This is a genomic window from Primorskyibacter sp. S187A, from assembly GCF_049800955.1.
GTDB lineage: Bacteria > Pseudomonadota > Alphaproteobacteria > Rhodobacterales > Rhodobacteraceae > JAKVBH01.
Window position 1 is genome coordinate 59,673 of sequence record NZ_JBNAGA010000006.1, and the last position, 25,892, is coordinate 85,564.

Genomic DNA, 25,892 nt, shown 5'->3' on the forward strand with positions numbered 1-25,892 from the left:
ATGACAGTTCAAATCACTCAGGCTACGGATATGGATTGCCAAGATGTCGTTTCGTTCTTGGCCACCGCCTTACCTGAAAGTTGGCGGCAGCCAGAATTGCCAGACCGCGCGCAGATTCAACGCGTCCTCTCACATAACGCGTCCATCCTTATGATCGCGCGTCAAGAAGACACCGTCGTGGGGCTGGCGCTTGGATGGTGCTTTCCCAACGCAGTCGCCCAAGGCGATACAGTCATGCTGGATGAGCTTTTGGTCGATCCTGGCTGTCGCGGGATTGGCATCGGCACTGAGTTGGTAAAGGCATTTACAAAGACAGCACGGCAACTCGGAAAAGCACCGATCGAAGTCTGGGCAACAACAGATTTTCCGGACGAGCCAGCCGCAACCCCGTTTGCACGAACAGGCGGCCAACAGGGCGAGTTGCTGCGCCAATTCGACTGGCCAAAGGAGGCATGCGCATGATCTCTCTAGAAGACGTCTCGAAAACCTTCACGCTGCACAATCAAGGCAGCGCCGTGATTGAAGTCATCAGAGATGTGTCCTTTCACGTAGTCCCTGGAGAGTGCGTGGCGCTGACCGGGGCTTCAGGTGCGGGTAAATCGACCCTGATGCGGATGATCTACGGCAATTACCTGACCCAATCGGGATCGATCTGCATCGGAGATGTGGACATCGTAAAGGCAGAACCCCGTGAGATCATCGCGCTGCGCCGCGAGGTGCTGGGCTATGTCAGCCAGTTCCTGCGGGTTGTTCCGCGCGTGCCGACGCTAGAAGTGGTCGCAGACCCCTTACGGGCCCTGGGTGTGCCTACTGAGGACGCCCAAGCAAGGGCGCAAGACCTGCTGTCGAAACTCAACATCCCTCAGCGGCTCTGGTCTCTGTCCCCGACAACCTTCTCGGGCGGCGAACAGCAGCGGGTCAACATCGCGCGCGGTTTTGCCCACGCATATCCCGCGATGCTTCTGGACGAGCCCACAGCAAGCCTTGATGCGACCAATCGGGAAGTCGTGTTGTCCCTGATTGAGGAGGCTAAAACCCGCGGTGCGGCGATCATTGGCATCTTCCACGACGAGGCGGCGCGCGCGCGTGTCTGCGACCGCGAGATCGACGTCAGCGCGTTCACACCCGGCCTCGCGGCATGACCGAGGGTCGCCTCATCGCAGTTGTTGGCCCCTCTGGTGTGGGTAAGGACAGCGTGATGCAGGGTGTGGCAGAGGTCATGCCGAAACTACATCTTGTTCGGCGCGTTATCACGCGCGCTCCGGGCCTGGGCGGCGAAGACTACGACGCTGTCTCTGAGGCGCAGTTTCAGGATCTCGTAAGCGATGGGGCTTTCGCCGTCCATTGGGGCGCGCATGGACTGTTCTATGGCATTCCGCAAACAGTGAGATACCAGCTGAACAAGGGCACAGACTGTTTGGCCAACTTCTCGCGGAAAGCGCTGCAGGCTGGTGCAGATGCGTTCCCCAACTTCGTCGTCCTGAACATCACGGCGGAGCCCGAGACTTTGGCTGCCCGGTTGGCAGTACGCGGCCGCGAGTCGGAGGCCGACATCGCCAGACGCCTCGCCGAGGCGGCAAAGCCGCTACCGACAGCTCTGGACGTCATCACGCTTTCCAATGATGGACCGCTTAACCAGACAATCGCGCGCGCAGCTCAGCTGCTTCACGCCGTGAGCGTATAGCGATGGATCAGTTCAAAGCGCCCATCCTGCCCTTCGCCGCAAAGCGCGATCTGATCCGCGACAAAAGGCGCGGACAAATCCGGCAGGTGAACTTGCAAGGTATCCATCCAACCCGGCGCGTCCCCTTCGGGCAACCCACCCGAGAGTGTCAGATGAAACCGGAACTCCTCGAAGACGTAAGGGTAGCCCCACTGCGCCAGCAGCATCTCTTGCCGGTTGCTCAGTCCGGCTTTGCGGCGTCGCGCAAGTTCTGCCTCACCCGCAGGCGCGCGAAACCCGTCAAGATCGCGCACGCATGCCTCAGCGATGCGTTGCAAGCCGTCCAGTGTCCCAAAGGGCGTGAGCGCCAGAAATCGGCCCAACTGCGTCAACTTCAGTCCGTCACAAGCTGCAGGAGAAAGCACACCCGCCAAGTCGGACACAGCTGCTTCAAGAGCCTCAGGCGTTTGCCCCTCTTTCAAGCGGAATGGCGGTTTCAGGGTTCCGTGAAAGCCATATTTGCGCGGTGTCATTGTAATGTCATGCAAACCGGGCACATCGAATTGAGGCACCTTGCGGCCCGTCACAACATCCCAGCCCAGCCATTTCGCACCGAAGTCGGCCAATGGGCCTTCGGGCGGTACGTAGTAAATTGCGAAACGAGCGTATGACATGAATTCCCCTTTTCCTGCATCGTCTTTGGCAAAAGCATGTGACACTTCGATGTCAGCAGACCTTTGTCTTGCCAATGCTCAGCTTGTTTTGCCAGATCGGGTAGCGCTTGGGTCGATCACGATTGAAGCGGGTGTCATTTCCGAAATCACTGAAGGGGATAGCATCCCAAGAGGGGCTTTGGATTGCGGCAGGGATCTGGTGCTTCCGGGTCTTGTGGAGTTGCATACCGACAATGTCGAACGCCACATCGAGCCGCGCCCCGAGGTCGATTGGCCCCATCTGCCTGCTCTTCTTGCCCATGATGCAGAATTGGCCTCCACCGGGATCACTACGGTGTTCGATGCCATGCGCGTCGGGTCCATCCATTCGGGCAAAGGCCGCTACATCGACTATGCCCGCAAACTGGCCGACGAGCTTTTGGCTGCGCGCGCGGAAGGCATGTTCAAGATCAGCCACTTTCTTCACCTGCGCGCCGAGATCTGCTCTGAGACGTTGCTCGAAGAATTGGCTGCCTTTGGCCCCGAAGATCGCGTCGGCATTGTCAGCCTGATGGACCACACGCCCGGACAGCGGCAATTCCGTGATCTGACGGCGCTCAAGACCTATGTCGCCAAGAAGCGTGGTATGAATGATGCCGAATTTGCCGAGCATGTGCAAAACCTGCTCGGTCTTCAGGAGCGGTTCGGTGCAAAGCATGAAAAGGGCGCGGTTACAGAGGCGGCCCGTTTGGGCGCAGTGCTGGCCAGCCATGACGATACGACGGCAGAGCATGTCGCGACATCAGCCACCAACGGCGTTGGTTTCGCGGAATTCCCAACGACGGTCGAGGCCGCACAGGCCTGCCGGGACCAGGGTATTGCCGTGATGATGGGTGCGCCGAACCTGATCCGCGGTGGGTCACATTCCGGCAATGTCGCCGCTGAAGATCTGGCTAAGCAGGACCTGCTGGACATCGTCTCATCTGACTATGTTCCCTCGGCGCTGCTGCTCTCCGCCTTCCATCTCGCTCAAATCTGGGATGATCTGCCGCGCGCGATTGCAACCGTAACACGCAACCCGGCGCAAGCCGCGCGCCTTTACGATCGCGGTGTTCTAAATGTCGGGATGCGGGGCGACGTTCTGAGGGTTCGCCAAACCGAAGCGGCGCCCCTTCTGCGCGGGGTGTGGAGCCAAGGAACAAAAATTGGCTGAGCAGGGTGTCGTTACCTTGAGAACGGTTTTGATCGCGCAAGCAGCCATCGGGTAATCTCTGCTTCAGAGGCCCCCGAAAACTCAGCCGCCTCGTTCGGGTCTAACCTATCCTTGGCGACGTCAAACACTCGGGGCGACCTTCGCCCTTTCGGCTTGAACCAGATGGCAGCAATGGCGTTTCTGCCGTCGGTCTCGGCGATGTAGCGCGTGATGTTCATGGCAAGCAGCTTTGTAACAGTATAATGAAGATTAACCGCGTTCAGACTGCATGCCAACGCTAGATCGTTGGTGCCAATTTTTGCCTAGTTTTTCGGACCTAGACCCAATTGGTTCAATTGAAATCCGAGCGGATGCGTCGCGAATCAACCTGTTGTTTGAAGTTCGCGTTCACTCGGCTAGGCCGAGGCTTCTTAGATAGGCACAGCCCTGCGGGATGTCTGATTTGCGGCGCAGTTCCAGCACCAGATGCGGATCGGATTTGCTTTCTGACAGTAGGTGGAACACCTCTAGCCAATGAGCTACGCAACCGGTTGCGCAAATTCAGCGCTTAAGCGGTCTTATATAGATACGTCCTCCATCTGTCGGAGCTCAGCATTCTCGCAAACTCCGTTGAACCACAACGGTTGTTCACATCCATCCTCCCAAACATATAGAAGCCCCACTACCTCGCCGGTTCCCGCATCGATGATGCGCTTCGTGGCTCTGGCTTCATCTTCGTCATTATCGAGCATGAAACCTCCCTTGAAGGCACGCTGAGAGCGCGGGTATCCGCCCAGTAAGCTGGTGCTAGCGCGCGTCGCTACGCGAAAGCTGTCGCTTCGCGGTATAGTAGAACGTGCCTCGTTTCCGGACGCACGAAAAACTCCGCAAAACAACGAAAAAGCACGCAAATAGGACACGTGAGGCTTTGATAAAAAACGGGAAATTCTTTGTTGAACCTCGACAAAGCACAGACAACTTCAAGGTGCTGTTCAGTCAATTGGCAGCGCAGGGTGCCGGTCGGCCCGTGGACCAGCATGAAGTCGCCGATGGTCCTTGGACACCCGACACGTTGGCCGATGCCATAACCGCGATTGATGCCAACAAGGACGGGATTGACGTTCGAACCGTGCAGGTTTGGTTTCAAGCAAACGACAACGGAATAAGTGACAAGAACATACATTGGCTAGCCCGAATCTTCGGCTGCAACGACCCGATAGCTACAAGTCGTTGGCAATCAGAGTTGAAAGCCGCGAGAGAAAGGCTCGCCGCTGAGAGACGGGCACGTCGGTGCGACCCTGCAAAGGTTGATGAGCATGCGGCTGGCCGAAAACAAGAGCGGGTGACTCGGGCGAATGAACGTCCGCATAAGACTGTAGCAAGATTTGACCAGCCAAAGCTGGAACATCAAAAAGTGAGCTTGGCCTCACAAGCGGAAAGCTTGTTTCTCAATGGTGCTCCCTTTGGGATGGTGGTGACGATGTGGGCTAGTGTCGCGGTCCTTCTCTATCTGGGTTATCTCATCGGTGCACATAATGTGTCCTACAGCCCGATCGAAAACGTGGAAAAACAGGTTGGCTTGTTTTGGTCGCCCAATTGGCTAATGGACAAGCTCATCTGGCTACCACTCATCGTTTTCACGGTTTCGAATTTGATTACTTCGTGGAGAGAACAGTGGCGACCTATGATGGTGGCGTGGTGTTCCGAGCCCGCTCAAACATGTAATTGGGACGAACGGCTTTCAGCCTATGCATCTTCCTTTGTTGGGATCACGCTGGTATGCTTTTTCGTTGTTTTCCTGCTGCAATGGTACGGGTCGTATCTACAGCCGCTCATTCAAAACGATGAGGGATCTCGGGTCATCGACTGGTTGTTGGTCTCGATCGAAAGACCAGATGTCGTGACCAAAACCGAGAGCATGACGGCGTCGATGTACGCAAACCTTCTATCCGGCATCGCATATTGGTACTGCTTCGCCGGTCTAATGCTGCACTACATTGTGTCGACAGATTTCAAGGACATCTCTGGCCGGCTACAGCCTATTGTCGAGGCCGACAAAGGCCTTGAATTCTTGAGAATAGCAAACTTGATCGTGAGCAGTGTTTTCTGTTGTGCGGTGTTCGCGTTGCTCACTTCCATCGGGATCAAGCTTGTCGCCGTCTACTTGATGACGGATGCTACGAACATTCTGCACTGGCTGGTCCTGGACGCGAGTGCCTTGTTCAATGGCCAAAATGGCACTTGGACTTGGTTCGACAAAAGCCCGTCTGCGTCAATCACGAGTTTCTTTGTGATGTTTATTCCAGTCTTCGGATTTTTCTTCTGCGCATTACAGATCCAAAGCTCGGTCAACGAGCAGTTTAGTGCTAAACTTGCGGAAAACGACGAAACCATTGCATCGATGGCTATAGCCGCCAACAAAGCGAAATCTGCATGGTTGAGTTGGGCAAGCGTCATCATTCTTCTTGTCGCCAATTTCTGGTTGATCGGGCGGTTTACCGGCTTTTCGGTTCTACTTCTTGTGAGTTGCTGTCTGGCGATTTTCTGCGTCTTTGCATCGCGAGGATCCCAATTCACAACGGATACACAGCGCAACGAGGAACTGCTGGGAGGCCAAGGAAAATAAGGTATGGAGCCAGCACCTTTCTTTCAGGAGATCTCCGACGGACCTGCGAATGGATCCGCGTTTTGGACGACCACAGGAGACCGCAAAAGACTTCGAATAGGCTACTGGCCAGCGGATCAAGATGTCTGCGGCACGATCTTCCTATTTCCAGGCAGGACAGAATACATTGAGCTCCAGGGACGGCTTGCGACGGACTTGGTAGCCGAAGGTTTTTCTGTTCTGACCATCGACTGGCGTGGTCATGGACTTTCTCAGCGCTTACTCGAGAACCCTGCAACTCTCCACATCGATGAGTTCGCGCACTACCAAAACGACGTCGATGCCTTTCTGCAGACTGCCAACACACTCTGCGTACCTAAGCCTTGGTTTTTGTTGGCCAACTCGATGGGTGGGATCATAGGGTTGCGCGCGATCATGCAGGGACTGCCTGTTGCCGCTTGTTCATTCACTGCGCCAATGTGGGGCATCAAGATGTCTCTGCTACAGCGACTGATTGCCAAGCAGGTTTCCGGGGCGGCTTGCGCACTCGGAAGGGGAGAAACATATGTTCCCGGCCATGACGGGCAGAACTACGTCAGCCACACTCCTTTCGAAGGAAACCGAATTACGTTTGATCGCAAGAACTACGATTTCTGGTTCCGGCAAGCGCGCACGAAACCTGAGCTTCAGACTGCCGGGTCGAGTATGAAATGGCTTCACGAAAGCCTGAAGGAATGCCGCCGTATAACCAAGCTACCATCACCACACATTCCCTGTATCACCTTCTATGGTGACCACGATGAAGTTGTCGATGAGCATGCAATCCAAGAACGGATGAAGTCGTGGTCCAGCGGCGAGTATGTAGAACTCGAAAACGCAAAGCACGCACTTCTTCTCGAACAACCAAAGGTACGCAGGGCAGTTATTTCCAAAACCATTCAACGTTTCTTGCAAGCCTGATTATGACGCAGCGGAAATCTGCCGTTCGCGCTCACTCGTTGATCGAACGTGTTGCATTCTGATCAATATCTCTCAATATTATAATATTGCAAACGAGAGTGGGATGAGCCATGCAAGCGCTTTTGTCCAAGGTCGCCACAGGATTGACCGCTGTCGGCATCAGTCTTGGCCTTGGAGCATCTCAAACAACCGCCCAAAGCTACCAAATCGATTGTGCGATCCTGCTGTGCCTTTCGGGTGGCTGGCCAGCCTCAACCCCTTGCGCGCGTGCGCGCGCAGAGTTCATCCGGCGTATCACCCCTTGGCCCGTCGAGCCGCCACTTCAGATTTGGCGCTGCCCGATGGGCGCGAATTTTTCAGCTCCGGAGAAAAACGCGCATCTACCCAGACTTTGGGACATACAGGCTCGCGAAACTCTCAGCCGACAACAATCTGTTCCGCAGAGTACGGTTGCCTTGACGCCTCAGGACGCGCAGCCAGCCATTTATCTTAAAGGCGGCTCTTCATTAGAGCGTCTGCCGGATGGCTTTATCATCACGCTCACTCAGTCTGCTCCAGGCGCCGACATCGACATCAGCGGTCCTGAGTTCAATTTCGTGCGTTCCATACGGGTGTACAACGTCACTTACGCGAGCCAACGCGAGAGCGGACGTGATGGAGATTGCAATCGCTTCTTCTCGATGCGGATTGGCACATACGGCACCCAAGGTGACTTCCACTGGTCTCGCGGCTCCAGTCCCAGCCAATTGCCGGGGGCGCATGTGGGGCTTGAGCGCTACGGCGAGCATTGCCCGGGAATATTCCACCGGTCGGTCTTCGTGGACTGGCGCGATTACCAAGGAAACTATGGCTTCGAGCAAGTGAACTACTGACGCTTCTTGTGGCCAACCACATAGCGTACCGCAATATCTTGAAAAATTCGGTACATCAGGAACGCAAAACTCGGTATAACAGGAACAAGAGAGATTCGGTACTTCAGGAACAATCGTGTCAGAAAAACAGGTAGACCTCTTCTTGGACCAGCTCGCTGACGCCCCGGTCAAAGACGAGCGTGCCCTGATGGAGTTCCCGTTTTTCTCCCTTCAGAAGCGCCCGCGGATGACCCCCTTCGTCTTTGACGACGGCACGGTGAAGATCGAGATTCAGCCAGGGCACAAGGGCATCGCGACGATCTGGGACAAGGATATCCTGATCTACCTCACATCGCTTGTGAACGAGCGGATCGAACATGGCCAATTCGACGCGGACGCCCCGGTCAGCGTCCAGGACCGCACGATCAAGTTCTCCGCCTACGACTTCCTCAAAGTGACGGGGCGCAGTTCCGGCAAGCGCGCCTACGAGCTTTTCCTCGATGCGCTGGATCGGCTGCGCTCCACCAACATCCTGACGAATATCACCGCCGGCGACGAACGCGAACGGCGGGGTTTCGGCTGGATCGAGGACTGGCGTGTGATCGAGCGAACCAATCGCAACGGTCAGCGCGTCATGGGGGCTGTCGAGGTCACGATGAACCGCTGGATGTTCAATGCCATCGTCAAAGATCGCCGGGTCCTGACAATCAATCGGGACTATTTCCGCCTCTCGAAAGGCCTTGAGCGCCGCCTCTATGAACTGGCCCGCAAGCATGTCGGTCGTCAGCCCGAATGGTATATCGGGATCAAACGCCTGGCCGAGAAGTGCGGGTCGATTGATACTAAACGCAAGTTCAAGTTCCGGATTAACGAGATCTGCGAAGCAGGCACCATTCCTGATTACCATGTCGAGATCGTGGATCCCGCTGAAGTGTCAACCCCATTCAAAACGAAGGGAAAACAGGCACTTGTGCGGTTTCAGCCGAAATTTGACGACCTCACTGTTCCCGATGTACCGAATCTGTCTGACCTGACCGTCTCGCACTCCGTTCTGACCGAGATCAAGCACGCCAATCCGGAATACGACATCCAGTATATCCTCGATGCCTGGCGGGAATGGGCTGCTCGCAAGGACGATCCCGTGAAAAGCGCCAACGCCGCCTTCCGCGCTTTCGCCAAGAAGTACATCGAGGCCAACCCGATCTGGTGACTCGGTACAACGGGAACATACCTTCGGTACATCAGGAACACTCGACTCGGTACAACAGGAACACATCCTCGGTATATCGGGAACGATTGCTCGGTACATCAGGAACGCGAAACGACGCCAGAAGACTGATTTCCCTGAGTCTTTTCAGTACCCTAACCACATAACAAACTTAACCAAATTTCTAACAGAAATAACCAAAGCGGGAGAAGCCTCTTAAGACAGCTCGCTATGAAACCCCTTTGACATCCTAAGAAGCTGGCGCTTGAGGCGACCGTTGGCGCCCAAAAACCCACCTTGATGCTGTTTTGACCTGTCATTCCAATTTTTTTACCGCGGGCGGGACCCAAGCCCGTCGTCTTCCAGACCACACAACATGTTCCCGATATACCGAATCGCCTTGTTTCCAAGGATGAGGCGCAGCTCGCGTAACCTTTTCCAGGTCCCCTTGGGGTTCGCGCAAGCGCGATACGCCGCTGCGGGGACGTTGCTTTAGAACCCGCTGGGTTCTCGCGCAGGCAACCCAAATAGACAGGACCCGTGTCCTCGCGCCCCTGGCGCTGCGGGCCGCGCCACGTCCCATCGATTGGGGTGTGCCTTTGCTCACTCCGGCACTTCGCCAGTGGGTCAGGTTTTAGAGACGACGCCCCTCAGGGGCTGCTCTCAAAACCAGACACCAAGGAGCAAGCCGATGAGTGCCACACCTGAAACCCCGCCACCCGAAGCCATCAAGATCGCGGAACAGAACGACCGCTTCCGAACAACATGGGGTGCGGATTTTACCGTGCCCGGACAGATCGTGATGACGCGCGGTGTGGCCGACCTCTCGCCCGCGACCAAAGCGATCATCATGCAGCGGGTCCAAGGCTTCGACACCTTCACCGAGGACAACGATCCTTACGGAGACCACAGTTTCGGGACCTTCGATATCGAGATGGCGGGCGACAGCCATCGCATCTTCTGGAAGATCGATCTTTACGACACCGACTATGCCATGGGCAGCGACGATCCGGCGAACCTCGCTGTGACCCGCCGCGTCCTGACCATCCTTCACGCCTCCGAATACTGAGCCGCCTGACCAGTCCTCGGAGCAGGCCTCAAGACTCCCAAGGAAAGGAGGTGATCCACCCCGTTTGAAACGGCGGGCGGCGGGCACATGCCTCCTGCCCCGCCACACCCAACATCAATCGAAACCAAAGGATAAAGATATGACCAATCAATCAAACATCACGAACGATGCAGCGATCATCTATGCATCGCTCGACCAGCTCTACCTGCACGACCTCAATCCCCGCCAAAATGTGGCGCAACAGGACGTGGAGACACTGGCAGACAGCATCAAGACCTGCGGACTTCTGCAGAACCTTGGCGGCATTCAGGACGATGACGGCAAGATTGGCATTGTGTCCGGCGGTCGCCGTCTCAGGGCCTTGGTTTTTCTCGCGGAGACCCTTCCCGATTTCGCGGGCGCAACTTCGATCCCCGTCCTTCTGGCACGTGATCTGGAGCAGGCGGAAATCTGGGCCAATGCGGAAAACACGGCCCGTGAAGCGCTCGACCCGGCAGACGAAATCCGCGCCTATGGACGGATGGCTGCAACCAATGCCGACGTCGAGGCGATTGCGAGCGCCTTCGGTGTGACCGTCGCCCATGTCAAAGGCCGCCTGAAACTCGCCAATCTGCCCGATGCGGCCCTTGATGCATTGAAGGCCAAGACCATCAATCTCTCGGCGGCGCAGAAGATGACGACCGCTCAGGACGAGAAGCTGGTCCACGAGGCTCTGCAAGCCATTGCCGAGGGCCGTCTCTCGAATGTGAGCCAGCTGGACCACTTCCTGCATCCGAAAGCGGCCAAAGCCACAGACCGCCGCGCTGTGTTTGTCGGTGTGGAGGCCTACGAGGCCGGTGGCGGCAAAATCACCCGCGATCTCTTCTCCGAGGATGTCTTCTTCGAGGATCAGGACATATTGGATGAAGCCTTTGCCGCGCAACTGGCCGAAGCGGCGGAACAGGTGCGCATGTCCGATGGCTGGGCTTGGGTCGAGACGCACAGCGAAGCCTATCTCGGCTGGAACTTCATCGAAGACAACAAGTTCGCCCGCGTTTATCCGGTCGAAGGCGTTCTCTCCGATGATCAGATGGAGCGCTATGAGGACCTCTGTGAGATGGCCGATAATGACGTTCTCAACGCGGAAGGTGAAGAAGAACTGGCAGGCCTCCATGTCATTTTGGAGGGTGCCTTCACCGAAGCCGAGAAAGCCCATGCCGGATGCGTGGTCTATGTCGATCAGAGCGGCGATCTGAAAATCGAGGCCGGGCTGATCCGGCCCGAAGACAAGAAACCTGCCATTGCGGCGGGCGTGTTGCAGACATCAGCGCATGGGAGCGGTGACGCAAAGGCACCGAAAAACCCCTATTCGCAAAAGCTGCGGGATGATCTGGACGCGATCAAACTGGCCGCGTTGCAAAACGCCATGCTGGATCAACCCGATCTCCTGCTTGATCTGCTGGCCTTCCAGTTGAGCGGGGCAACCGGGTTTCGCGACGTGTTCGATGTCAGCCTCGGGACACCAAGCAACACACCGTCTGTTGAGGCCGGGTTCGAGATTGATAGGCGTCTGAGCAAACCGGGTGTCAGTCCGGCAGATGCCTGGGGCGTCGATCTCAAGAAAGCCTTTGCCAGCTTCAAGAAGAAAGGGTCGAAGCATCGCGTTGCGGAAATGACCCGGCATCTGGCGAAACTCCTGACAGGCGGGGATGCCGTCTTCCATGGAGTTCTCTCTGAGAAAGCAGGGGCCGACATCCGCAAGGTCTGGACGCCCACGGCGGAGAACCTCTTCAAGCGCGTGTCAGGACCGATGCTGGAGACCATCTACTGCGACCTCCTCGACCTTGCGCCAACGAGCGCGGAGGCCAAGGCCTTCGCCAAGTTGAAGAAGACTGAGAAAGCAAAGACGCTGGAAGACCTTTTCTCGGACGAGACCAAGCAGAAACTGCTCGGGGTCACGGCGGCACAGAAGGCCCGGATTGAGGCTTGGGTGCCGGACTATTACGATTGAAGGTGGACACCGGCGAGGGCAGCCTCCCTGCCCTCGCTTCCCCAAGTCCCTCGGTTTGCGCGGCTCCCGGCTGATTAGAACCAAGAGCCGCGCAGTCTAACCGCTCAGGAGACCGACCATGTCAAAGATTGCAACGCACGCCGCACGCGTCTGGAAATCGGCACAGCTTTACATCGGGTTTCACCGCGATCCGGAGGGCCGGCAGCGCAGTGCGCCAAAGGTCTGGCCCCCGAAGGATGCGCGGGCCAGCATCCACGCCGATCCGGACATCCAAGAAACATTCCTGATGCTCAAGAGTGCCGATGGCGATGCCGATCAGGATGTGCAGATCAAGTTGCGGCCCGACATGGTGGTGCTGCGCCGCGATTTCGACGGTGCCTGGGAGGGCATCATCGCGGATGCGCATTCCGTCGCCGTCAAGGTCGGCGGCGTGTCGATCCGCATCAATCATGACGGCTCGATCGCGCGCGAGGACGGCGACAGCACCACTTGGGTCGAGGCGGATGGCGGTGTCCTGAAGAAGACCGAGTTTGTCGAGGCCGCGGTGTCGTCCGATGGCATGGAAATGACGCGGCGGACACCGGACAATCTGATAGCCATTACCCCGCGTGGCCTGCTATCAAAGGATCGATAGGTCTCTGCCAGTTTCGTTGTTGGTTGGCCCTTCGGCAGAGCCGAGCGGGCTCTATGCTGCGCACGAAGCCAGACAGGCTGTCTTCGCCCATGCGGGTGACGATCCCTAGGGCAGGCCGTTTCCATCGCCTCGCCTGAATGTCTCCCAGCGTGTTTTGGCGATCCTCTGCCCCCCTCATTTGGCCATAGGTCGACTGAACACGCATCTCCAGTCGCCTTGGAGGATCGATACGCCCATCACGGGCAATGACTCGGGTGTGGGGCGAACGGTGGTGCGTTTCGCGTATCGCGCGGGATTTTGTTGAAGATCGCGTTTAATGTCGGCTGCGGGGATGGCCCCCCGTCTCTCATGTCTCTGGGATGAAGAGGGTCTGACACCGTTGGGGCGTGTCGATCTGCCTTGTTTCTTTCCGATCTACGGGTTGCGGATCTCGGCCGCTCGCGTGCCCGTCGCTTCACTCCGGCAAGCAGAAAGACGGTTTCCACCTATGGGCGGAGCCTCCGAATTTCCACTTGCGCGACCTGCCCTGGTCGATCCGCCGGGTCACCCGCATCGAAACAAGGAGATCGACAATGTCCAACAAGATGTTCACCCTCACCGTTCCCGTCACGTTCAAGAAAGACGGCAAGGACCAAACCAGCTTCCGCCGCGTCGGCGCGGTCTTCGAGAACACCCGCGAGAATGGCGAGACGGTGCTCTCCATCAAGCTCGACTTCCCGGTTGCGGTCACCGAGCTGGTCGCTTTCCCGTCCAAGGCGGATGGCGACGATGGCCAGGTCACGGAATAAGACCATATCGAGCAGCGGGGCGGCAGAGATGCCGCCCTCACGCACGTTCGTGACACCAGATCAAGGGTTCCGGCTGCTCGCTGCGTATAGCCACAAGAGGCCGGCTGTCGGCCAGCACCGGTATCAGAGCTTGCAAAATGTCCTGCAAAGTAATACCTGATTGAACAGAGGTATTACTGGAGGCGCACGTGCCAACCACGCTCACAACCAAAGGTCAGGTTACGATCCCGAAAGCCGTTCGCGACTTTTTGGGACTGAAGGCAGGCAGCAAGGTGACCTTCAATCGTACGAAGGATGGTCGAATCGAGATTGCTCCGGAGGACAAGGCCGCGCCGGTCTCGCGCTTCGGTGCCCTTCGCGGCCATGCGCGAACAGAGCTCAGCACCGATGAGATCATGGCGCTGACGCGGGGCGACGGGTGATCTTCGTCGACACGAATGTCCTTCTTGATGTTGTGACGGATGACGAGACCTTCGCCGAGTGGTCCATTGCGCAATTGGAAGCCGCGGCGCTTCAGGGCGATCTTCTCATCAACGACAGTGTGTATGCCGAGCTCTCTGTGGGCTATCGTGAGAAGGAACGGCTCGATGCCTTCATCGAGGCCGCCGGGCTCCGCCATGAAATGATGCCAAGAGACGCGCTGTTCTTGGCTGGGAAAGCCTTCTCCGCCTATAGGCGGTCCAAAGGGACGAAGCAGAACGTCCTGCCTGATTTCTTCATCGGTGCGCATGCAACAGTACTGTCCGTGCCCCTGCTTACGCGGGATGCTCGGCGGTACCGGACTTATTTTCCGTCCCTAGACCTGAACTGCCCAGAATAAGGCCGCTGCCAGGTCTGCGATGAAGTTTCGACGGTCTGGTTTCTCAGAGAAACCGTCTCACCTGCGCAACATACTGATCGAAGTCGGAACCATACTGCGAGCGAAGCCACGGCTCTTCGGAAAACGGCGCAGCAGCCAAGACGATGATTGCAGCAGAGCCTACCAGCATCGCCAAAGGCGCTGATGTGAGTGCCATCCATCCCAGTACCATGGCGATGTCTGCTACATACTGAGGGTTGCGCGAATAACGATAGAGGCCGCCAGTTTGCAACGTGCCCACGGCACCGCCCGTTTGTTGAATGCCAAAGCCCGCGACCGCTCTCCAAACCGCGATGTTTCCGATCACGATCAGCGGAATGCCAATTCCGAAGCGGAACCATATTGGGAACGCTAGCTCACCCCAACCCAAAAGACCAAGTGCGATCAGAACACCGAAGAGCACAAAGGTAGGTACCCAGATCAAGATCGGCGTCAGAGGCGTATACTTGATGGGCGGCCATAGCCGTTGCGAGGGTCGTGCTATGGACCACAGGACTGCAGCTAGCGTGGACAACGCGATGCCAAGCCCCATGATTGTAAGGCCCGCCTGCGTCATGCTTCGGCGTGCTTATGCGTCGTGACTGCGCGGCGTTCCTCCAGGGCTTGGCGAACGATCTGGAAAGCAGACGATAGGAACAGAGCCGCCATGATGGATGCGACGATTAGGTCAGGCCAACAGGTTGCCGTCGTCCAGACACCCAATGCTGCAAACATCACGGCAACATTGCCGATAGCGTCGTTGCGGGAACAGAGCCAAACCGAGCGTACATTGGCATCGCCGTCCTTGTAACGCACCAGCAGAAGCACGCTCGCTAGGTTCGTGAGCAGCGCAAATAAACCCACGATGCCCATGATCTCGGCTTCAGGCACGCCGACATAGAAAACACGGTAGACGGTCGATCCAAACACCCAGAGGCCCATCAGGAGCAGGCTCACCCCCTTTGCAAGGGCTGCATTGGTGCGCGCTCGGACCGAAGCCCCAATCACCGCAAGCGAGATGCCGTAGGTCAGGGCGTCCCCTAGAAAGTCCAGAGCATCAGCCTGAAGCGCTTGCGACTTCGCGTAGTGCCCAGCCATCATTTCGACGGCAAACATGGTCGCATTCAGCGCGATGACAATCCAGAGTCGCCGCTTGTAGTCGTCGGATAGGCCGTCAAACTTGGCGTCGTGTCCGCAACATCCTGACATCACACGACCTCTTTCAGAGTGATCGATGCCTGTTTTGGAAGGAGGTTGCCCTCGCCGCCGGGGATGGTTGGCACATGACCTTGCCTGATCCTCGCAACGCGCCGGTTCATCCAGTGCCGTACGACAAGGCGATAGAGTAGCCCGCGCAATCCGGAAAGCTGCCGGTGCTCCTTGTAGAAATCATCCGGGCTATCGAAGACACCGAAGTCATGGTTGATGCCCGTTTTCTGGATATAGGTGCTTTGACCAGACCAATCGACGGGCGGGGCCTGAAGACAGTCCGTCCCTGCGCCATAGGCACAAAGCGATGTGCGATCCGGGAAGGTCTCCTGAAGCGCCCCTAGGACGCCTTGGTCAAGGATAAAACCTTCGAGATTGATCCACTGGCCATCGATCAGGACTTCAACCCAGGAATGGATGATGTTTCTCGGGGCAATTGGGTAGACTAGCTCGGGCACAACGCCACGCTGCAAACCCTTGTCGATGGTAAAGCCATGGAACCGGCACGGGATTTCCAACGCCCGGAGCAGTGCCATTAGGAGCGTCCCCTTGGTGTTGCACTGCCCATATCCGTCCGCCAGCACCCGCGAGGCAGGCAGAGCATCGTCGCTGTTGTAGCCGAACAGGATGTCGTTTCGGACAAAATCATAGGCGGCACCGATGCGGTCGACGGGGTCAAGATAGACCCATCCGCGCTCGGCGATCAATGCTTGGATAGCGCCGGATTGAAAATCGAGGATTGGGGTTTCGGCGAGGTATTTCTGGGACATGGTGTTCTCTAGCTTCTGCGTCCCAACTCATATACGATCTCTAGTGACTAGAGGTTCAAGAGGTATTTTCATGTTTTCCATTGGCGAGCTGTCTCGGCGCACCAACGTCAAGGTTCCGACGATCCGCTACTATGAAGAGTCGGGGCTTTTGGACGCCCCAGAAAGAACGGAAGGCAATCAGCGCCGGTATGATGCGGCAGGGTTGGAACGCCTGAGCTTCATCAAGCATGCCCGAGATCTCGGCTTCTCGATTGAGGCGATTGCTGCCTTGATCGAACTACAGGGACACCCGGATCGGTCATGTGCAGAGGCCACCGATATCGCCTCAGCGCAGCTTGCCGATGTTCGAGCCAAAATCAAACGCCTCCGTGCTCTTGAGAAAGAGCTGGTGCGAATTTCGAAGGGCTGTGATGGCGACGGTGTGACCGAAAACTGCTATGTGCTCGCTTCTTTGGCCGACCACGATCTTTGCGAACGTGAGCACTGAGACCCCAAGGCGGACCGGCGTTACATGGCGTAAGTTGTCAGGTTTGTCCTGCATAATTGATACCGTTCTGCCACTGGCGAAGTTCCGCTTTGGCGGAAGCCAAAGGATTGCGGAATTGACAATATTATAATATTGTTATCCCGATGACCTTGGACTGGTCACGACATAAAACACAGGAGACAGTCATGCGCACATTTGCAGAATTTCAGATTCTCGGTCGCGTCGGCAAGGTCAAGGAAGTTGGCAAGACCGTGCGGATCACCATCGCTGCCGATTACGGCCGCAAGGATGATCGGGGTGATTTTCAGGCCAATCCCTACTGGAATGAGGTGACGATCTTCAATCCGAACGTGATGAAATGGGCGCTCGAGAATGTTGCTCCCGGCGATCTGGTAAATGCCCGTGGGACACTTCGCCAGTCGCAATGGGAAAACCAGGATGGCGGGACCGAATACGGTGTGACCATGGCCGCAGAGGACTTCGACAATCTCACCCTCGCTGTGAAGAAGTCGATGGAACGCGCCGCTGCATAGTCGTCAAGATCGTGCCTCCAACAGCTTCGCACCCTGCGATCTGGATTTTGCGAAGTTCCAAAGCTAGGTTCGAGTCATGCCGTGTGACACAGACAAAGACCGCATGGAAAGGAATGCGGAAAGCGAAGACCAGGCCGCGGCCTTCGCTAGCCTGTCCCGGTTCCTCGCTCCGCGCATCCAGCAGGCGCGCGATGGAATACTCTCGACCAAATCCATAACAGATATCAAGAAGGACGCGCGTCGACTGTCCGGGTTGTGATGGTCCTCTCGCAGTCAGTCGCCTCCCGCTTCGTGTTCCGGATGAGATGACGACCACCAGTGCCTGATTGAGATTTCTTGGGCTTGGAGCTAAGTTTTCGACAGTAAGCGGATGGTCTAACCGTCTGTTCATTGGCGGGCTTCGGCTCGCCTTTGGATTTTAAGAGAGTCAGTCTGCCAGGTTTGACCTGCAGGTCTCCCAGGGCTGCTGAAGGTTGGGCCCTTTCTTACCAATTGACCGATCCAAATGGTTTCAGGGGGAGGCGCGGCCTCCCCCTCGGACCAGACGCCAAAATGGGGTCTCCCCAACATCGGTCCCGGCTTTGCCGCGCTGCGATGCCGGGCGATCCCCCTCCCCATTTTCGATCTGGTCTCGCCCCCTCCGCACTCGCCGTGAGCAGGTTTGCAGGACAGCCGCGACAGGCGCGGTGCCTGAAACCCGCATTCAGGATGAGGAGCGAGAGACATGGCCAAGATCGACATCAAACAGCATGTGACGGATACGATCATTTCCGAGATGGAAAAGGGAACGCCGCCGTGGCGGAAACCGTGGACGGGCGACGCCACCGGGGCCGCCCTGCCCTTGCGTCATGATGGCACCGCCTATCGGGGGGTGAATGTCCTGATGCTCTGGACCACGTCTCACATCAAAGGCTATGCGTCGGCCCGGTGGATGACCTATCGACAGGCGCTTGCGCTCGGGGCGTGTGTGCGCAAAGGCGAGAAGGCCACGCGGTCGGTTTTCTATGGAACCTTCGAGAAAGAGATCGACGGCGAGAATGAGCCGCAAACCAGCCGCTACGCCAAGTGCAACAACGTCTTTAACGCCGATCAGATCGAGGGCTTGCCCGAAGAATATTACGTCCGCCCTGCCCCGCCCCGTGATCTTGGCACCGAACCGGTGCCTGAACTGGACGCCTTCTTTGCCGCCACGGGTGCGACAGTCATCACGAGCGAGACACCGAAGGCGTACTATGCGCCGGGTCCGGACCATATTCACATGCCCCCAATTGGCACCTTCTTCGACGCGAGCGGGTATTACGGGACTTTGGGACATGAGACCGTTCACTGGACCGGGAGTGTATCACGGCTCGACCGGATCAAGCGTTTCGAGGACCGCGCCGGATACGCGTTCGAGGAACTGGTCGCAGAGATCGGCGCGTGCTTTCTGGCTGTTCAGCTGGGGGTCGCGCCCGCCTTCGACCAAAGCGCCGCCTACATCGAAGGCTGGCTGCAAGCGCTCAAATCGGACAAAGGGCTGATCTTCAAGGCCGCTGCCGAGGCGCAGAAAGCGGTGGATTTCGTCAACGCTGAGGTTGAAAGGTACGGGCAGGCCGCTTAGGCGGCCCCCCTCGCTCTTTCTGGCGCCTGCCATTGGAGGTGACGCGGCAGCGGGCAGCGCCGCCGCCCCCCTGCCCCGCCTGGCGCTACCCGCCGCTCCCTTTGAGCGACCATCCTATTCTTGTGGCATCTGTTCTGGCGGTATGTCCTCGTATCGCACATTGAGTTTCGGGCCGTTGCACCACATGGGCTCGAAGTCGCCGGTGTTCCATTCATAGAGCCAGCCGACATGTGCGCCGGTCTCTTGATCGATGATCTTCTTGATGGGCTGCGCTTCAGATCTTCTGCTGTCCGGCATCGCTGTCTCTCAAGGTTGGTTGCACCCGCAGTGGTTCCCCTCCCCGCATCACAAATCCTGACAGGGTAAGCTGCTGCTTACCCGCGAGTATGCGCGGAGCTTGAGAGGATGGGGGTGAAACCAAATCGACAAGAGTGGTGCGGGCGGAGGCGCAGCCGACAACACGGTCTTGTCTATTTTGTTTCAGGGGGAAGGAAGCCGAAACTCCTTCCCCCTCAAGATAAAAATCGCGGCGCGGCGATGCCGCGCCTTCAGGAATACTGCTTGCGCAGTTCCTTGATGAGGCTTGTGAGTTCCGACCAGAACACAGGTTCCAACTGGCCCTGGATCACGGCTGCGTCTGAGCGCAAGCGGAGCGGATCGGCCTGATCCCGCAGCTTGTCGAGGACTTGGGCATCGAGTGTCTTCATGGTCCGAAAGCTCATATTGCTCGGAAGACGCTCGGCGTCATCCGGAGCCACGTATTTCGATTTGAGTTCGAACTTGTCGATGGCGCGCCTGCCGGCAAGGCGCACAACATCGGAGGCCGGCAGACCGGCGGCTTCCAGCGCGTCCAATCCTGGGCCATGGTCTTTTTTTGGGGCGGCGCGGACATGCACGGCACGGGTCTCAGGCTTCTTTGGTGCCTTTGTTGTCGATGCAGGCTTCTTTTCCGGCTTTGTCTTTCGTGAAGCGCTTGCCTGTTTGGCTGACGGCTCCGACGTCGGGGCCTGTTGTTCTGCAATAGGCGTTGGGTCTGTCGCGGGTGCAGCTACAGGCTTCGCGTCCTGCACTGGTTCTGGTTTGGAAGCGGGTTCGGTGGGTTTCGGTTTGTCTCCGAACTGCTTGCTGTAGACCGGGTCGTCGCCGAGGAGTGAGGTGATTTTCTTGCGCGCCATTATTCAGCCTCCAGCACCAGTGAGAGGATTTCGCGCGCCTCATCGAGCGCCTCGTCGTAAAGGCGGGCATGGGTGCGCATGAGCGGGTTCGGGTCTTCGGTTCGCCATTTCGATATTTGATGGAAAAGTCCTTCGCGATCGACATCGGCATGTTGTTTGCGATCCATGAAGAGCTCCTCGATGACCGGGAACTTTGCATTGGCTTCACGTGCCATGGCGCGCATGGCGTTCGAGGGGTTCTTGTCGACGCGGGAGAGCACGACCGTAAGTTTCGGGAGGACGCTTGGGTCTTCGGCGCGCTCAAAAAGGCCCTGGTACCAATTGTAGGTGTCGGTGGCGATCCGCATGTCGGTGTCCGACAGCATCATCGGCAAAACGATGTGATCGCTGTGGACGGCCAGTTCGTCGGCCCATTGGCCCCCTGCCCCCATCGTGTCGATGATCACGAAGTCTGCCGCGTCGTTTTCATAGGCGTCGTCGATGATCGCTTCGAGGTCGGAGGGACTGTCGATGCCGAGGACCCGAAGTTCTGGGGCCGTCGATGCGACATCCGGGTTTTCAGTGGTGACGCTCTCCCACCAGCGGAAGAGTGCTTGCTGCGGGTCGGCATCGATGGCGATGCACCGTTTTCCGTCAGCGATGATGGCGCTCATTAAGGCGCGTGCGAGCGCTGTCTTTCCCGCACCGCCTTTTCGCGTCATGATCGCGATGACCTTCAACTGCTCGTTGGGCATGATCCTGCATCCTCAAGGGTCTTCTTTATGATTTTGGATACGGTATATGCCAGAGAGGATGTTGCATCAAGGATAACTGATGCAGCATGTGCCATTTGCCATAAATGATAGCCGATGTGTCATGACAGATGTCTGAGACATGATTTGTGATACAGGATTTCTGATTTTGAATGGCCGTGTTGGCGTTTCTGAGTGTGCATATCCGATGTTGCAGGACTGATATTGCATGTGTGATTTGCCATGAGCCGGAAATGTGCGGGTTTTGGTGCTGTCCGGAGCATCGTACATGTCCTGGCGGACTGTTACGCGTCCATGTCGCAATTTTCGGCGAGAGATCCCCGCTGACATACACGATATATGATTTGCCATAATTGATAATGCATATGCGATAGCACAGGTTACATGTGCCATCGTTTCTGCCGGAATCCTGGCTCAAATGGCCCGGTCAATCTTGTCAGTTCACCTCAACTTGCGCGTAGCGGGCGCCAGAGGGGGGATGCAGGCCGATGAAGGCTCTCTGGTGGGGAATGGGTGCCAAATCGCATTAAGGGCGCTCAGCGGACGATTCTATGAAACTCTTATTCTGGCCACGTGAGACCATTGCGACGAAAGGAAGGAGCCCTCACGCTGACGCGTTCGGCTTGAAACGGAATACAGGCCATCTTGTCGTCGTTCCATGAAGAGGGCGTATTGACTGCAATACTATAATATTAGACACTCCAGATGTCCTGTATGAGACTGGCAGGAAATAGGGAGTGTATTTGCAGTATGGCGTCACGGCGCAGATTGACCCCCGAAGAACGCCAGGAGATCGTGCGCGAACGCCTGAAGGGCGTAACGCATGCGGATTTGGCTGTGCAGTTCGGGGTCAGTGAGCGCACGGTCTACTACACGCTTAGGACTGAAAAAGACCGGCGGCGGGACACGCGCGTTCGCACCAAACAGGTCAGTGTCACGCTCACGCCGGACGAGTTGCAGGGTTTCGACGAGGTGCTCGCGCGCCATGGCGTGTCCAGCCGGTCGGCCGGTGTTCGCCTTCTCATCCAGTCGGCAAACGGCGTTTTTCAACCCGACCAACACCTCGCCGAGGAGCTCAAGTCCTTCCGGGCGGCGCTCAATCGCGTGGGCAACAACGTCACCCAGATTGCCAAGCGGTTGAACGAGGCGCGTGCCAAAGGGATCGCGCCGGTCTTCGGTGACCGCAGCCTAACGCAGCTGCGGCTCCTATCGGGGTTTGTTCTCGATTTCGCGGACCAGGTCGATGCGCTCGCCCGGCGGCGGGTGCGCCATGTCACGCTTGAAGCCCACAGGGCGCTGAAGGACTTCGCAGATGTCCCGGAGTGATGCCGTCACACTCGTCACCGGCGAGATCTTTCGCGAGGGTTGGAGCCGCATCAGAGGGTCGATGCAAGGTCTCGGGACACGGCGGGCGCAGATGATGCGTGCGGCCTATGGGCACCGGGCCGCGGTCTTCAAACCGATTCGCACGGGCGGCACGCACACCAAGGCCCAGCTTCAGAACCAACTGGCCTATCTGACAACGAAGTCTTCCCACATTGTCGACAGCCGCGGCGTCCATGATGGCAAGACGCGGCTCTCGGGTGAGGAGATCACCTCCGTGGTCGAGCGGTTCACCTCCCGGTGGGATGAGGGGTTCAATCCCAAGCTCGGACATACCAGTCATCTTCTGATGTCCTTTCCGCGCGGCACCAAGGCCACCGATGTCCGCGACATTGCCAGCGATGTCTGCGAGCGCTTCTTCCAGGACGAGCACCGCAACTTCGACTACCTGATCGCCGTCCACAAAGACCGTGACCATCCACATGCCCATGTAGTGATCAATCGCCGCTCTCAGGAAGGCGAATTCTTCTATCTCGGACGCGATCATCACTTCAACTACGACGCCTTCCGTCTTGCTATGGTCGAGGAGGCGGAGAAATACGGGGTTCGTCTCGAGGCAACCCGCCGCGTCGATCGCGGTGAAGCCCACTATCCGCCCCGCACACGCGAGGTCTATGCCGCGAAAGAGGAGGGGCGGGCGGTCCGCCAGCGGGAACGGGTCGGAGAGGATCTTGACCGCGCCCTCGGAGAGATCGCTGGAAACGCCCAGGTGTATCGATCCCTCGCGGCCGAGGCTTCGCGTGAAAACCGCGCAGACATCGAAGATGCCTTGCTGAAGGCGAGCACGCTTCTCGCGCGGCAAGGGAAACTCCCGCAAACCGGAGACATATACATGAGCCAGGACCAGAGTTTCGACGATCTGAACAGCCGCTTCGCCGATGAAATGAACCGTGTTGCCGCCCTGATCCGGGAGGCGCCTGAGGCCGACCGCCCGGCGCTGCAAAAGCAGATGGTGGCTGCGCTTAGGCCGGTCGCGCATATGCAGCCACTCGGATTGCGCTCAGGCACACTGACAGAGCGACCGACAGAGACGGGCATCTATTCTGAGGCCAACATCAACGCGGGCCTGGTGGAGAAGCTGCGGGAAGGCCGGACGCGGGCGCAGATTGACACTGCCTTGCGCGGGACCGGGATTTCCTCGGAGGCATTGGTGGCGCGGATCGAGCAGGGGGCCGATACGGCGGCCCTGGAACGGGAATGGTATGCTGACGATCTTCAGAAAATCGCCGGTGCGCAGGACCTCAATCTGGAGCGCCGCGAGGATCTGAAAGTTGCAGTCGACAAGCTCGACAAGGTGCATGTCGCCCTCGGGACAGGTCTGGAGCGAGCGGAAGTGCTGCGCCGTGATGGTGTCATCGAAGACGACCGTGCTCCAGACATGCATTACGATGCAGAAAGCGTGGATGATGCTGCGCGCGCGATCCGGCAAGACATGCGCGGGCAGGGGCTTTCCGAAAAAGACATTGCCGAGCGCGCGGATGAAATCACCATCCGAGCCGAGGCCCGCCTCGAGATGGAACAGCGTACCTATCTGCGGCGACACCCCGATCTGCCGGCGCGGCCAAGCGATGTGATTGATGCGCGCGATCCTTTCAACGTCCGCATCACTGACGAGGCGCAAGCGGACCGGATCGACGTCGAGATTGATCGCGTCCTGTCGCGGTCCGATGGGCCCTTGCAGATCGACGAAGCTGTCGCGGCCGATATGCGGGAACGGTATCCAGACATGCCGGAACATTTGGCGCGCGGTCTCGGAGCAACCTATGCGGCCACATTTGCCGCCAGGCGCGGCGAATTCCTGGCGGATGATCGAGACGCGGTTGCGGAACCCACCCACAGATTTCCGGACAATTCCGTCCTTGCGGAAGTCGTTGCCCATGAACGCGCAGACAAGATCACTCCGCCCTTTGCCGATGAAGAGGGCAGGGCGGCCTATCGCGCGGAAGTGGAGCGCCTTCTCGACGATGACAGGATCGCCGCCTTGCGGGAGGGCGATGCCAATGCGCTTGACGAGGTAATCGACAACCGGCTGGACCGGCTCTACGCGGCGAAAGCCTACCTGCAGTCGGACGAGGCGACCGCAAACAGCGATGCCGTGCGCGAGGTGGTCTCGGAGATTGCCGAAGAGGAATATGACGCGCAGCGCCTGAAAAGCCAGCAAATCCATACCGAGAAAGGCCAGACCCATGGATAGGGGTCGCATCGCGCTCGGCATTATTCTCCTGACCTTGCTTAGCGCAGGGTTTGGATATGTCTTTGCGAGTGCGTTCCTGACGTTTCGCGACCTAGGATTGCGCGCGGAGATCGATTTTCTCTGGCTCGCCAGGAATTACCTGAGCCTCCGTCAGGTGCGTCCCGATGATTTTCAACTGGTCAATCTCATCATCGGCGGTACGGCCTTTGCCGGCATGCTCCTGAGTGCGGTCCTGTCCGGCACCGCATTGACGAAGTTCGGCAAGACCCATTGGCAACGGTCCGGGGAGTTGAAGCGCAACGGCTTTTTCACCGCGCCGGGTAGCGGGTTCATTCTCGGCAAGACGACCTCGCCCAGGCGGCGGGGACGGTATCTGTCCTCGAGCGTCTACCCTCATGTGCTTTGCGTGGCCCCGACCGGGCGCGGGAAGACTACCGGGTTCGTGATTCCGAACCTGCTGACATTCCGCGGCAGCGCCGTGGTTCTCGACGTGAAGGGCGAGAATTTCGAGGCAACGGCCCGTCACCGGGCGGCGGACGGGGATGATGTCTATCGCTTTGCCCCCACGGACTGGAATGATCGCCGGTCGCATCGCTACAACCCGCTCCTCAGGATCGCCGGTCTCCGCGATCCCAACCAGCAGCAGATGGAGCTGCAACTGCTCGCAACACTCTTTCTGCAAACGGATAACGATCGCACGTCCGGCCTTCTCAAAGGCGGCATCGATCTCTTCGTCGCGGCGGGTCTGCTTTCCTTTGAGCGCAAGCGGCCCACGCTTGGCGAAATCTACCGCATCACAGCGTCCGGCGGGGACAAGCGCAAGGAGTTTATGAAGCGCCGCGACGAGGTGCAGAACACGGCGGCCAAGCTGATCTTCGAACGGATGGCCTCAACGAATAACGACACGCTGACGTCCTATATTTCGCTCCTGATGACCTCCGGCCTCGATCAATGGAGCAATCCGGCCATCGATGCCGCGACCTCCACGTCGGATTTCGACTTCCGGACGATTCGCAAAAAGCCGTTCTCGGTCTACCTGGTCGTAGCCCCGAACATGGTGCGCCCCATGGCAGCACTGATCCGGTTATTCTTCTCCGATTTGATTGCCTCCTTGCAAGATCGTGAGCCAGGTCCAGACGAACCTTGGCCAGTGATGATCATGCTCGATGAGTTCAATCGGCTCGGGAAGATGCCCATCGTTGTCGAAAGCATCGAGACATTGCGGTCTTATCGCGGCCACCTGGCGATTGTGACCCAGACGATCCCGGCGCTCGATGAAATCTACGGCGAGAACACCCGTCGCGCGTTGCAGGGAAATGCCGGGATCAAACTCTATCTC

The 25,892-nt window shown here is 57.8% G+C and carries 28 protein-coding genes; 21 read left to right on the plus strand and 7 right to left on the minus strand.

All coding sequences use genetic code 11. The features are described from left to right. From ACP15S_RS20500 to phnN, 3 genes are read left to right on the plus strand one after another with little or no spacing between them, the layout of a single operon-like run. Positions 1-462 carry a GNAT family N-acetyltransferase gene (locus tag ACP15S_RS20500; protein ID WP_425041515.1) on the plus strand — a complete coding sequence of 154 codons (462 nt, stop codon included), beginning with the start codon at positions 1-3 and terminating at the stop codon, positions 460-462. Further along, on the plus strand, positions 459-1,142 hold the full coding sequence (phnL, locus tag ACP15S_RS20505) for a phosphonate C-P lyase system protein PhnL (RefSeq protein WP_425041516.1): 684 nt from the start codon (positions 459-461) through the stop codon (positions 1,140-1,142). The genes ACP15S_RS20500 and phnL overlap by 4 nt, the downstream gene beginning before the upstream one ends. Then, positions 1,139-1,684 carry a phosphonate metabolism protein/1,5-bisphosphokinase (PRPP-forming) PhnN gene (gene phnN / locus ACP15S_RS20510; RefSeq protein WP_425041517.1) on the plus strand — a complete coding sequence of 182 codons (546 nt, stop codon included), beginning with the start codon at positions 1,139-1,141 and terminating at the stop codon, positions 1,682-1,684. The genes phnL and phnN overlap by 4 nt, the downstream gene beginning before the upstream one ends. On the opposite strand, the gene ACP15S_RS20515 is transcribed toward phnN, so the two are convergent. Continuing rightward, positions 1,666-2,337, minus strand: coding sequence for a DUF1045 domain-containing protein (locus tag ACP15S_RS20515; protein ID WP_425041518.1), 672 nt, complete (start codon positions 2,335-2,337; stop codon positions 1,666-1,668). The genes phnN and ACP15S_RS20515 overlap by 19 nt on opposite strands. A 49-nt stretch (positions 2,338-2,386) precedes the next feature. Here ACP15S_RS20515 and ACP15S_RS20520 point away from each other — a divergent pair, with 49 nt between their 5' ends. The 11 genes from ACP15S_RS20520 (at position 2,387) to ACP15S_RS20570 (ending at position 14,432) form a co-directional block, all read left to right on the plus strand. Next, complete coding sequence (locus ACP15S_RS20520) at positions 2,387-3,529, plus strand: alpha-D-ribose 1-methylphosphonate 5-triphosphate diphosphatase (RefSeq protein ID WP_425041519.1); 1,143 nt, start codon at positions 2,387-2,389, stop codon at positions 3,527-3,529. Between the two features lie 835 nt (positions 3,530-4,364). Further along, positions 4,365-6,134, plus strand: coding sequence for an RcgA family putative transporter (locus tag ACP15S_RS20525; protein ID WP_425041520.1), 1,770 nt, complete (start codon positions 4,365-4,367; stop codon positions 6,132-6,134). Positions 6,135-6,137: 3 nt separating this feature from the next. Continuing rightward, positions 6,138-7,073: an alpha/beta hydrolase gene (locus ACP15S_RS20530; RefSeq protein ID WP_425041521.1), complete on the plus strand. Its 936-nt coding sequence runs from the start codon at positions 6,138-6,140 to the stop codon at positions 7,071-7,073. A gap of 110 nt (positions 7,074-7,183) precedes the next feature. Then, positions 7,184-7,945: a hypothetical protein gene (locus tag ACP15S_RS20535; protein ID WP_425041522.1), complete on the plus strand. Its 762-nt coding sequence runs from the start codon at positions 7,184-7,186 to the stop codon at positions 7,943-7,945. A gap of 115 nt (positions 7,946-8,060) precedes the next feature. Next, the gene (locus ACP15S_RS20540) at positions 8,061-9,134 is read left to right on the plus strand and encodes a replication initiator protein A (RefSeq protein ID WP_425041523.1); all 1,074 of its coding nucleotides are present in this window, start codon (positions 8,061-8,063) and stop codon (positions 9,132-9,134) included. Positions 9,135-9,822: 688 nt separating this feature from the next. Continuing rightward, positions 9,823-10,200: a DUF3768 domain-containing protein gene (locus ACP15S_RS20545; RefSeq protein WP_425041524.1), complete on the plus strand. Its 378-nt coding sequence runs from the start codon at positions 9,823-9,825 to the stop codon at positions 10,198-10,200. A gap of 139 nt (positions 10,201-10,339) precedes the next feature. Continuing rightward, positions 10,340-12,190, plus strand: a complete 1,851-nt coding sequence (locus ACP15S_RS20550) for a ParB/RepB/Spo0J family partition protein (protein WP_425041525.1) — start codon at positions 10,340-10,342, stop codon at positions 12,188-12,190. Between the two features lie 118 nt (positions 12,191-12,308). Further along, complete coding sequence (locus tag ACP15S_RS20555) at positions 12,309-12,824, plus strand: hypothetical protein (RefSeq protein WP_425041526.1); 516 nt, start codon at positions 12,309-12,311, stop codon at positions 12,822-12,824. 572 nt (positions 12,825-13,396) lie between these two features. After that, a complete protein-coding gene (locus ACP15S_RS20560) occupies positions 13,397-13,612 on the plus strand; it encodes a hypothetical protein (RefSeq protein WP_425041527.1) in 216 nt (71 codons plus the stop codon). 188 nt (positions 13,613-13,800) lie between these two features. Beyond that, a complete protein-coding gene (locus tag ACP15S_RS20565; RefSeq protein WP_425041528.1) occupies positions 13,801-14,034 on the plus strand; it encodes an AbrB/MazE/SpoVT family DNA-binding domain-containing protein in 234 nt (77 codons plus the stop codon). After that, positions 14,031-14,432 carry a type II toxin-antitoxin system VapC family toxin gene (locus tag ACP15S_RS20570; RefSeq protein ID WP_425041529.1) on the plus strand — a complete coding sequence of 134 codons (402 nt, stop codon included), beginning with the start codon at positions 14,031-14,033 and terminating at the stop codon, positions 14,430-14,432. The genes ACP15S_RS20565 and ACP15S_RS20570 overlap by 4 nt, the downstream gene beginning before the upstream one ends. Positions 14,433-14,475: 43 nt before the next feature. Here ACP15S_RS20570 and ACP15S_RS20575 read toward each other — a convergent pair whose 3' ends face one another. From ACP15S_RS20575 to ACP15S_RS20585, 3 genes are all read right to left on the minus strand, one after another. After that, on the minus strand, positions 14,476-14,895 hold the full coding sequence (locus tag ACP15S_RS20575; protein ID WP_425041530.1) for a methyltransferase family protein: 420 nt from the start codon (positions 14,893-14,895) through the stop codon (positions 14,476-14,478). 128 nt (positions 14,896-15,023) lie between these two features. Then, entirely contained in the window at positions 15,024-15,659 is a 636-nt protein-coding gene (locus ACP15S_RS20580; protein ID WP_425041531.1) for a cation transporter, read from the minus strand. Beyond that, complete coding sequence (locus tag ACP15S_RS20585) at positions 15,659-16,429, minus strand: transglutaminase-like domain-containing protein (protein WP_425041532.1); 771 nt, start codon at positions 16,427-16,429, stop codon at positions 15,659-15,661. The genes ACP15S_RS20580 and ACP15S_RS20585 overlap by 1 nt, the downstream gene beginning before the upstream one ends. A gap of 70 nt (positions 16,430-16,499) precedes the next feature. On the opposite strand from ACP15S_RS20585, the gene ACP15S_RS20590 reads away from it, so the two are divergent. From ACP15S_RS20590 to ACP15S_RS20605, 4 genes are all read left to right on the plus strand, one after another. Continuing rightward, positions 16,500-16,916 carry a MerR family transcriptional regulator gene (locus ACP15S_RS20590; RefSeq protein WP_425041533.1) on the plus strand — a complete coding sequence of 139 codons (417 nt, stop codon included), beginning with the start codon at positions 16,500-16,502 and terminating at the stop codon, positions 16,914-16,916. Positions 16,917-17,101: 185 nt separating this feature from the next. Beyond that, the gene (locus ACP15S_RS20595) at positions 17,102-17,449 is read left to right on the plus strand and encodes a single-stranded DNA-binding protein (RefSeq protein ID WP_425041534.1); all 348 of its coding nucleotides are present in this window, start codon (positions 17,102-17,104) and stop codon (positions 17,447-17,449) included. Positions 17,450-17,525: 76 nt separating this feature from the next. After that, entirely contained in the window at positions 17,526-17,708 is a 183-nt protein-coding gene (locus tag ACP15S_RS20600) for a hypothetical protein (RefSeq protein ID WP_425041535.1), read from the plus strand. Positions 17,709-18,173: 465 nt separating this feature from the next. After that, on the plus strand, positions 18,174-19,049 hold the full coding sequence (locus ACP15S_RS20605) for an ArdC family protein (RefSeq protein WP_425041536.1): 876 nt from the start codon (positions 18,174-18,176) through the stop codon (positions 19,047-19,049). 114 nt (positions 19,050-19,163) lie between these two features. Here ACP15S_RS20605 and ACP15S_RS20610 read toward each other — a convergent pair whose 3' ends face one another. The 3 genes from ACP15S_RS20610 to ACP15S_RS20620 form a co-directional block, all read right to left on the minus strand. Beyond that, on the minus strand, positions 19,164-19,346 hold the full coding sequence (locus ACP15S_RS20610) for a hypothetical protein (RefSeq protein WP_425041537.1): 183 nt from the start codon (positions 19,344-19,346) through the stop codon (positions 19,164-19,166). A 251-nt stretch (positions 19,347-19,597) separates the two neighbouring features. Continuing rightward, positions 19,598-20,224: a hypothetical protein gene (locus ACP15S_RS20615; protein WP_425041538.1), complete on the minus strand. Its 627-nt coding sequence runs from the start codon at positions 20,222-20,224 to the stop codon at positions 19,598-19,600. Continuing rightward, complete coding sequence (locus ACP15S_RS20620) at positions 20,224-20,958, minus strand: ParA family protein (protein WP_425041539.1); 735 nt, start codon at positions 20,956-20,958, stop codon at positions 20,224-20,226. The genes ACP15S_RS20615 and ACP15S_RS20620 overlap by 1 nt, the downstream gene beginning before the upstream one ends. 786 nt (positions 20,959-21,744) lie before the next feature. Between ACP15S_RS20620 and ACP15S_RS20625 the strand changes: the two genes are divergently transcribed. From ACP15S_RS20625 to ACP15S_RS20635, 3 genes are all read left to right on the plus strand, one after another. Next, positions 21,745-22,302 (plus strand): helix-turn-helix domain-containing protein, encoded by a 558-nt coding sequence (locus ACP15S_RS20625; protein ID WP_425041540.1) that lies wholly within the window; start codon positions 21,745-21,747, stop codon positions 22,300-22,302. Continuing rightward, positions 22,289-24,553 carry a relaxase/mobilization nuclease domain-containing protein gene (locus tag ACP15S_RS20630; protein ID WP_425041541.1) on the plus strand — a complete coding sequence of 755 codons (2,265 nt, stop codon included), beginning with the start codon at positions 22,289-22,291 and terminating at the stop codon, positions 24,551-24,553. Before ACP15S_RS20625 ends, ACP15S_RS20630 begins: the two co-directional genes overlap by 14 nt. Then, the coding region (locus tag ACP15S_RS20635; RefSeq protein ID WP_425041542.1) for a type IV secretory system conjugative DNA transfer family protein at positions 24,546-25,892 on the plus strand (1,347 nt) is incomplete at its 3' end. The genes ACP15S_RS20630 and ACP15S_RS20635, both read left to right, overlap by 8 nt.

Coding starts and splice junctions, on each gene's coding strand:
- ACP15S_RS20500 (WP_425041515.1), top strand. CDS start 1: ATGACAGTTCAAATCACTCAGGCTACGGATATGGATTGCCAAGATGTC.
- phnL (WP_425041516.1), top strand. CDS start 459: ATGATCTCTCTAGAAGACGTCTCGAAAACCTTCACGCTGCACAATCAA.
- phnN (WP_425041517.1), top strand. CDS start 1,139: ATGACCGAGGGTCGCCTCATCGCAGTTGTTGGCCCCTCTGGTGTGGGT.
- ACP15S_RS20515 (WP_425041518.1), bottom strand. CDS start 2,337: ATGTCATACGCTCGTTTCGCAATTTACTACGTACCGCCCGAAGGCCCA.
- ACP15S_RS20520 (WP_425041519.1), top strand. CDS start 2,387: ATGTCAGCAGACCTTTGTCTTGCCAATGCTCAGCTTGTTTTGCCAGAT.
- ACP15S_RS20530 (WP_425041521.1), top strand. CDS start 6,138: ATGGAGCCAGCACCTTTCTTTCAGGAGATCTCCGACGGACCTGCGAAT.
- ACP15S_RS20535 (WP_425041522.1), top strand. CDS start 7,184: ATGCAAGCGCTTTTGTCCAAGGTCGCCACAGGATTGACCGCTGTCGGC.
- ACP15S_RS20545 (WP_425041524.1), top strand. CDS start 9,823: ATGAGTGCCACACCTGAAACCCCGCCACCCGAAGCCATCAAGATCGCG.
- ACP15S_RS20550 (WP_425041525.1), top strand. CDS start 10,340: ATGACCAATCAATCAAACATCACGAACGATGCAGCGATCATCTATGCA.
- ACP15S_RS20555 (WP_425041526.1), top strand. CDS start 12,309: ATGTCAAAGATTGCAACGCACGCCGCACGCGTCTGGAAATCGGCACAG.
- ACP15S_RS20560 (WP_425041527.1), top strand. CDS start 13,397: ATGTCCAACAAGATGTTCACCCTCACCGTTCCCGTCACGTTCAAGAAA.
- ACP15S_RS20580 (WP_425041531.1), bottom strand. CDS start 15,659: ATGTCAGGATGTTGCGGACACGACGCCAAGTTTGACGGCCTATCCGAC.
- ACP15S_RS20585 (WP_425041532.1), bottom strand. CDS start 16,429: ATGTCCCAGAAATACCTCGCCGAAACCCCAATCCTCGATTTTCAATCC.
- ACP15S_RS20590 (WP_425041533.1), top strand. CDS start 16,500: ATGTTTTCCATTGGCGAGCTGTCTCGGCGCACCAACGTCAAGGTTCCG.
- ACP15S_RS20595 (WP_425041534.1), top strand. CDS start 17,102: ATGCGCACATTTGCAGAATTTCAGATTCTCGGTCGCGTCGGCAAGGTC.
- ACP15S_RS20600 (WP_425041535.1), top strand. CDS start 17,526: ATGCCGTGTGACACAGACAAAGACCGCATGGAAAGGAATGCGGAAAGC.
- ACP15S_RS20605 (WP_425041536.1), top strand. CDS start 18,174: ATGGCCAAGATCGACATCAAACAGCATGTGACGGATACGATCATTTCC.
- ACP15S_RS20610 (WP_425041537.1), bottom strand. CDS start 19,346: ATGCCGGACAGCAGAAGATCTGAAGCGCAGCCCATCAAGAAGATCATC.
- ACP15S_RS20615 (WP_425041538.1), bottom strand. CDS start 20,224: ATGGCGCGCAAGAAAATCACCTCACTCCTCGGCGACGACCCGGTCTAC.
- ACP15S_RS20620 (WP_425041539.1), bottom strand. CDS start 20,958: ATGCCCAACGAGCAGTTGAAGGTCATCGCGATCATGACGCGAAAAGGC.
- ACP15S_RS20630 (WP_425041541.1), top strand. CDS start 22,289: ATGTCCCGGAGTGATGCCGTCACACTCGTCACCGGCGAGATCTTTCGC.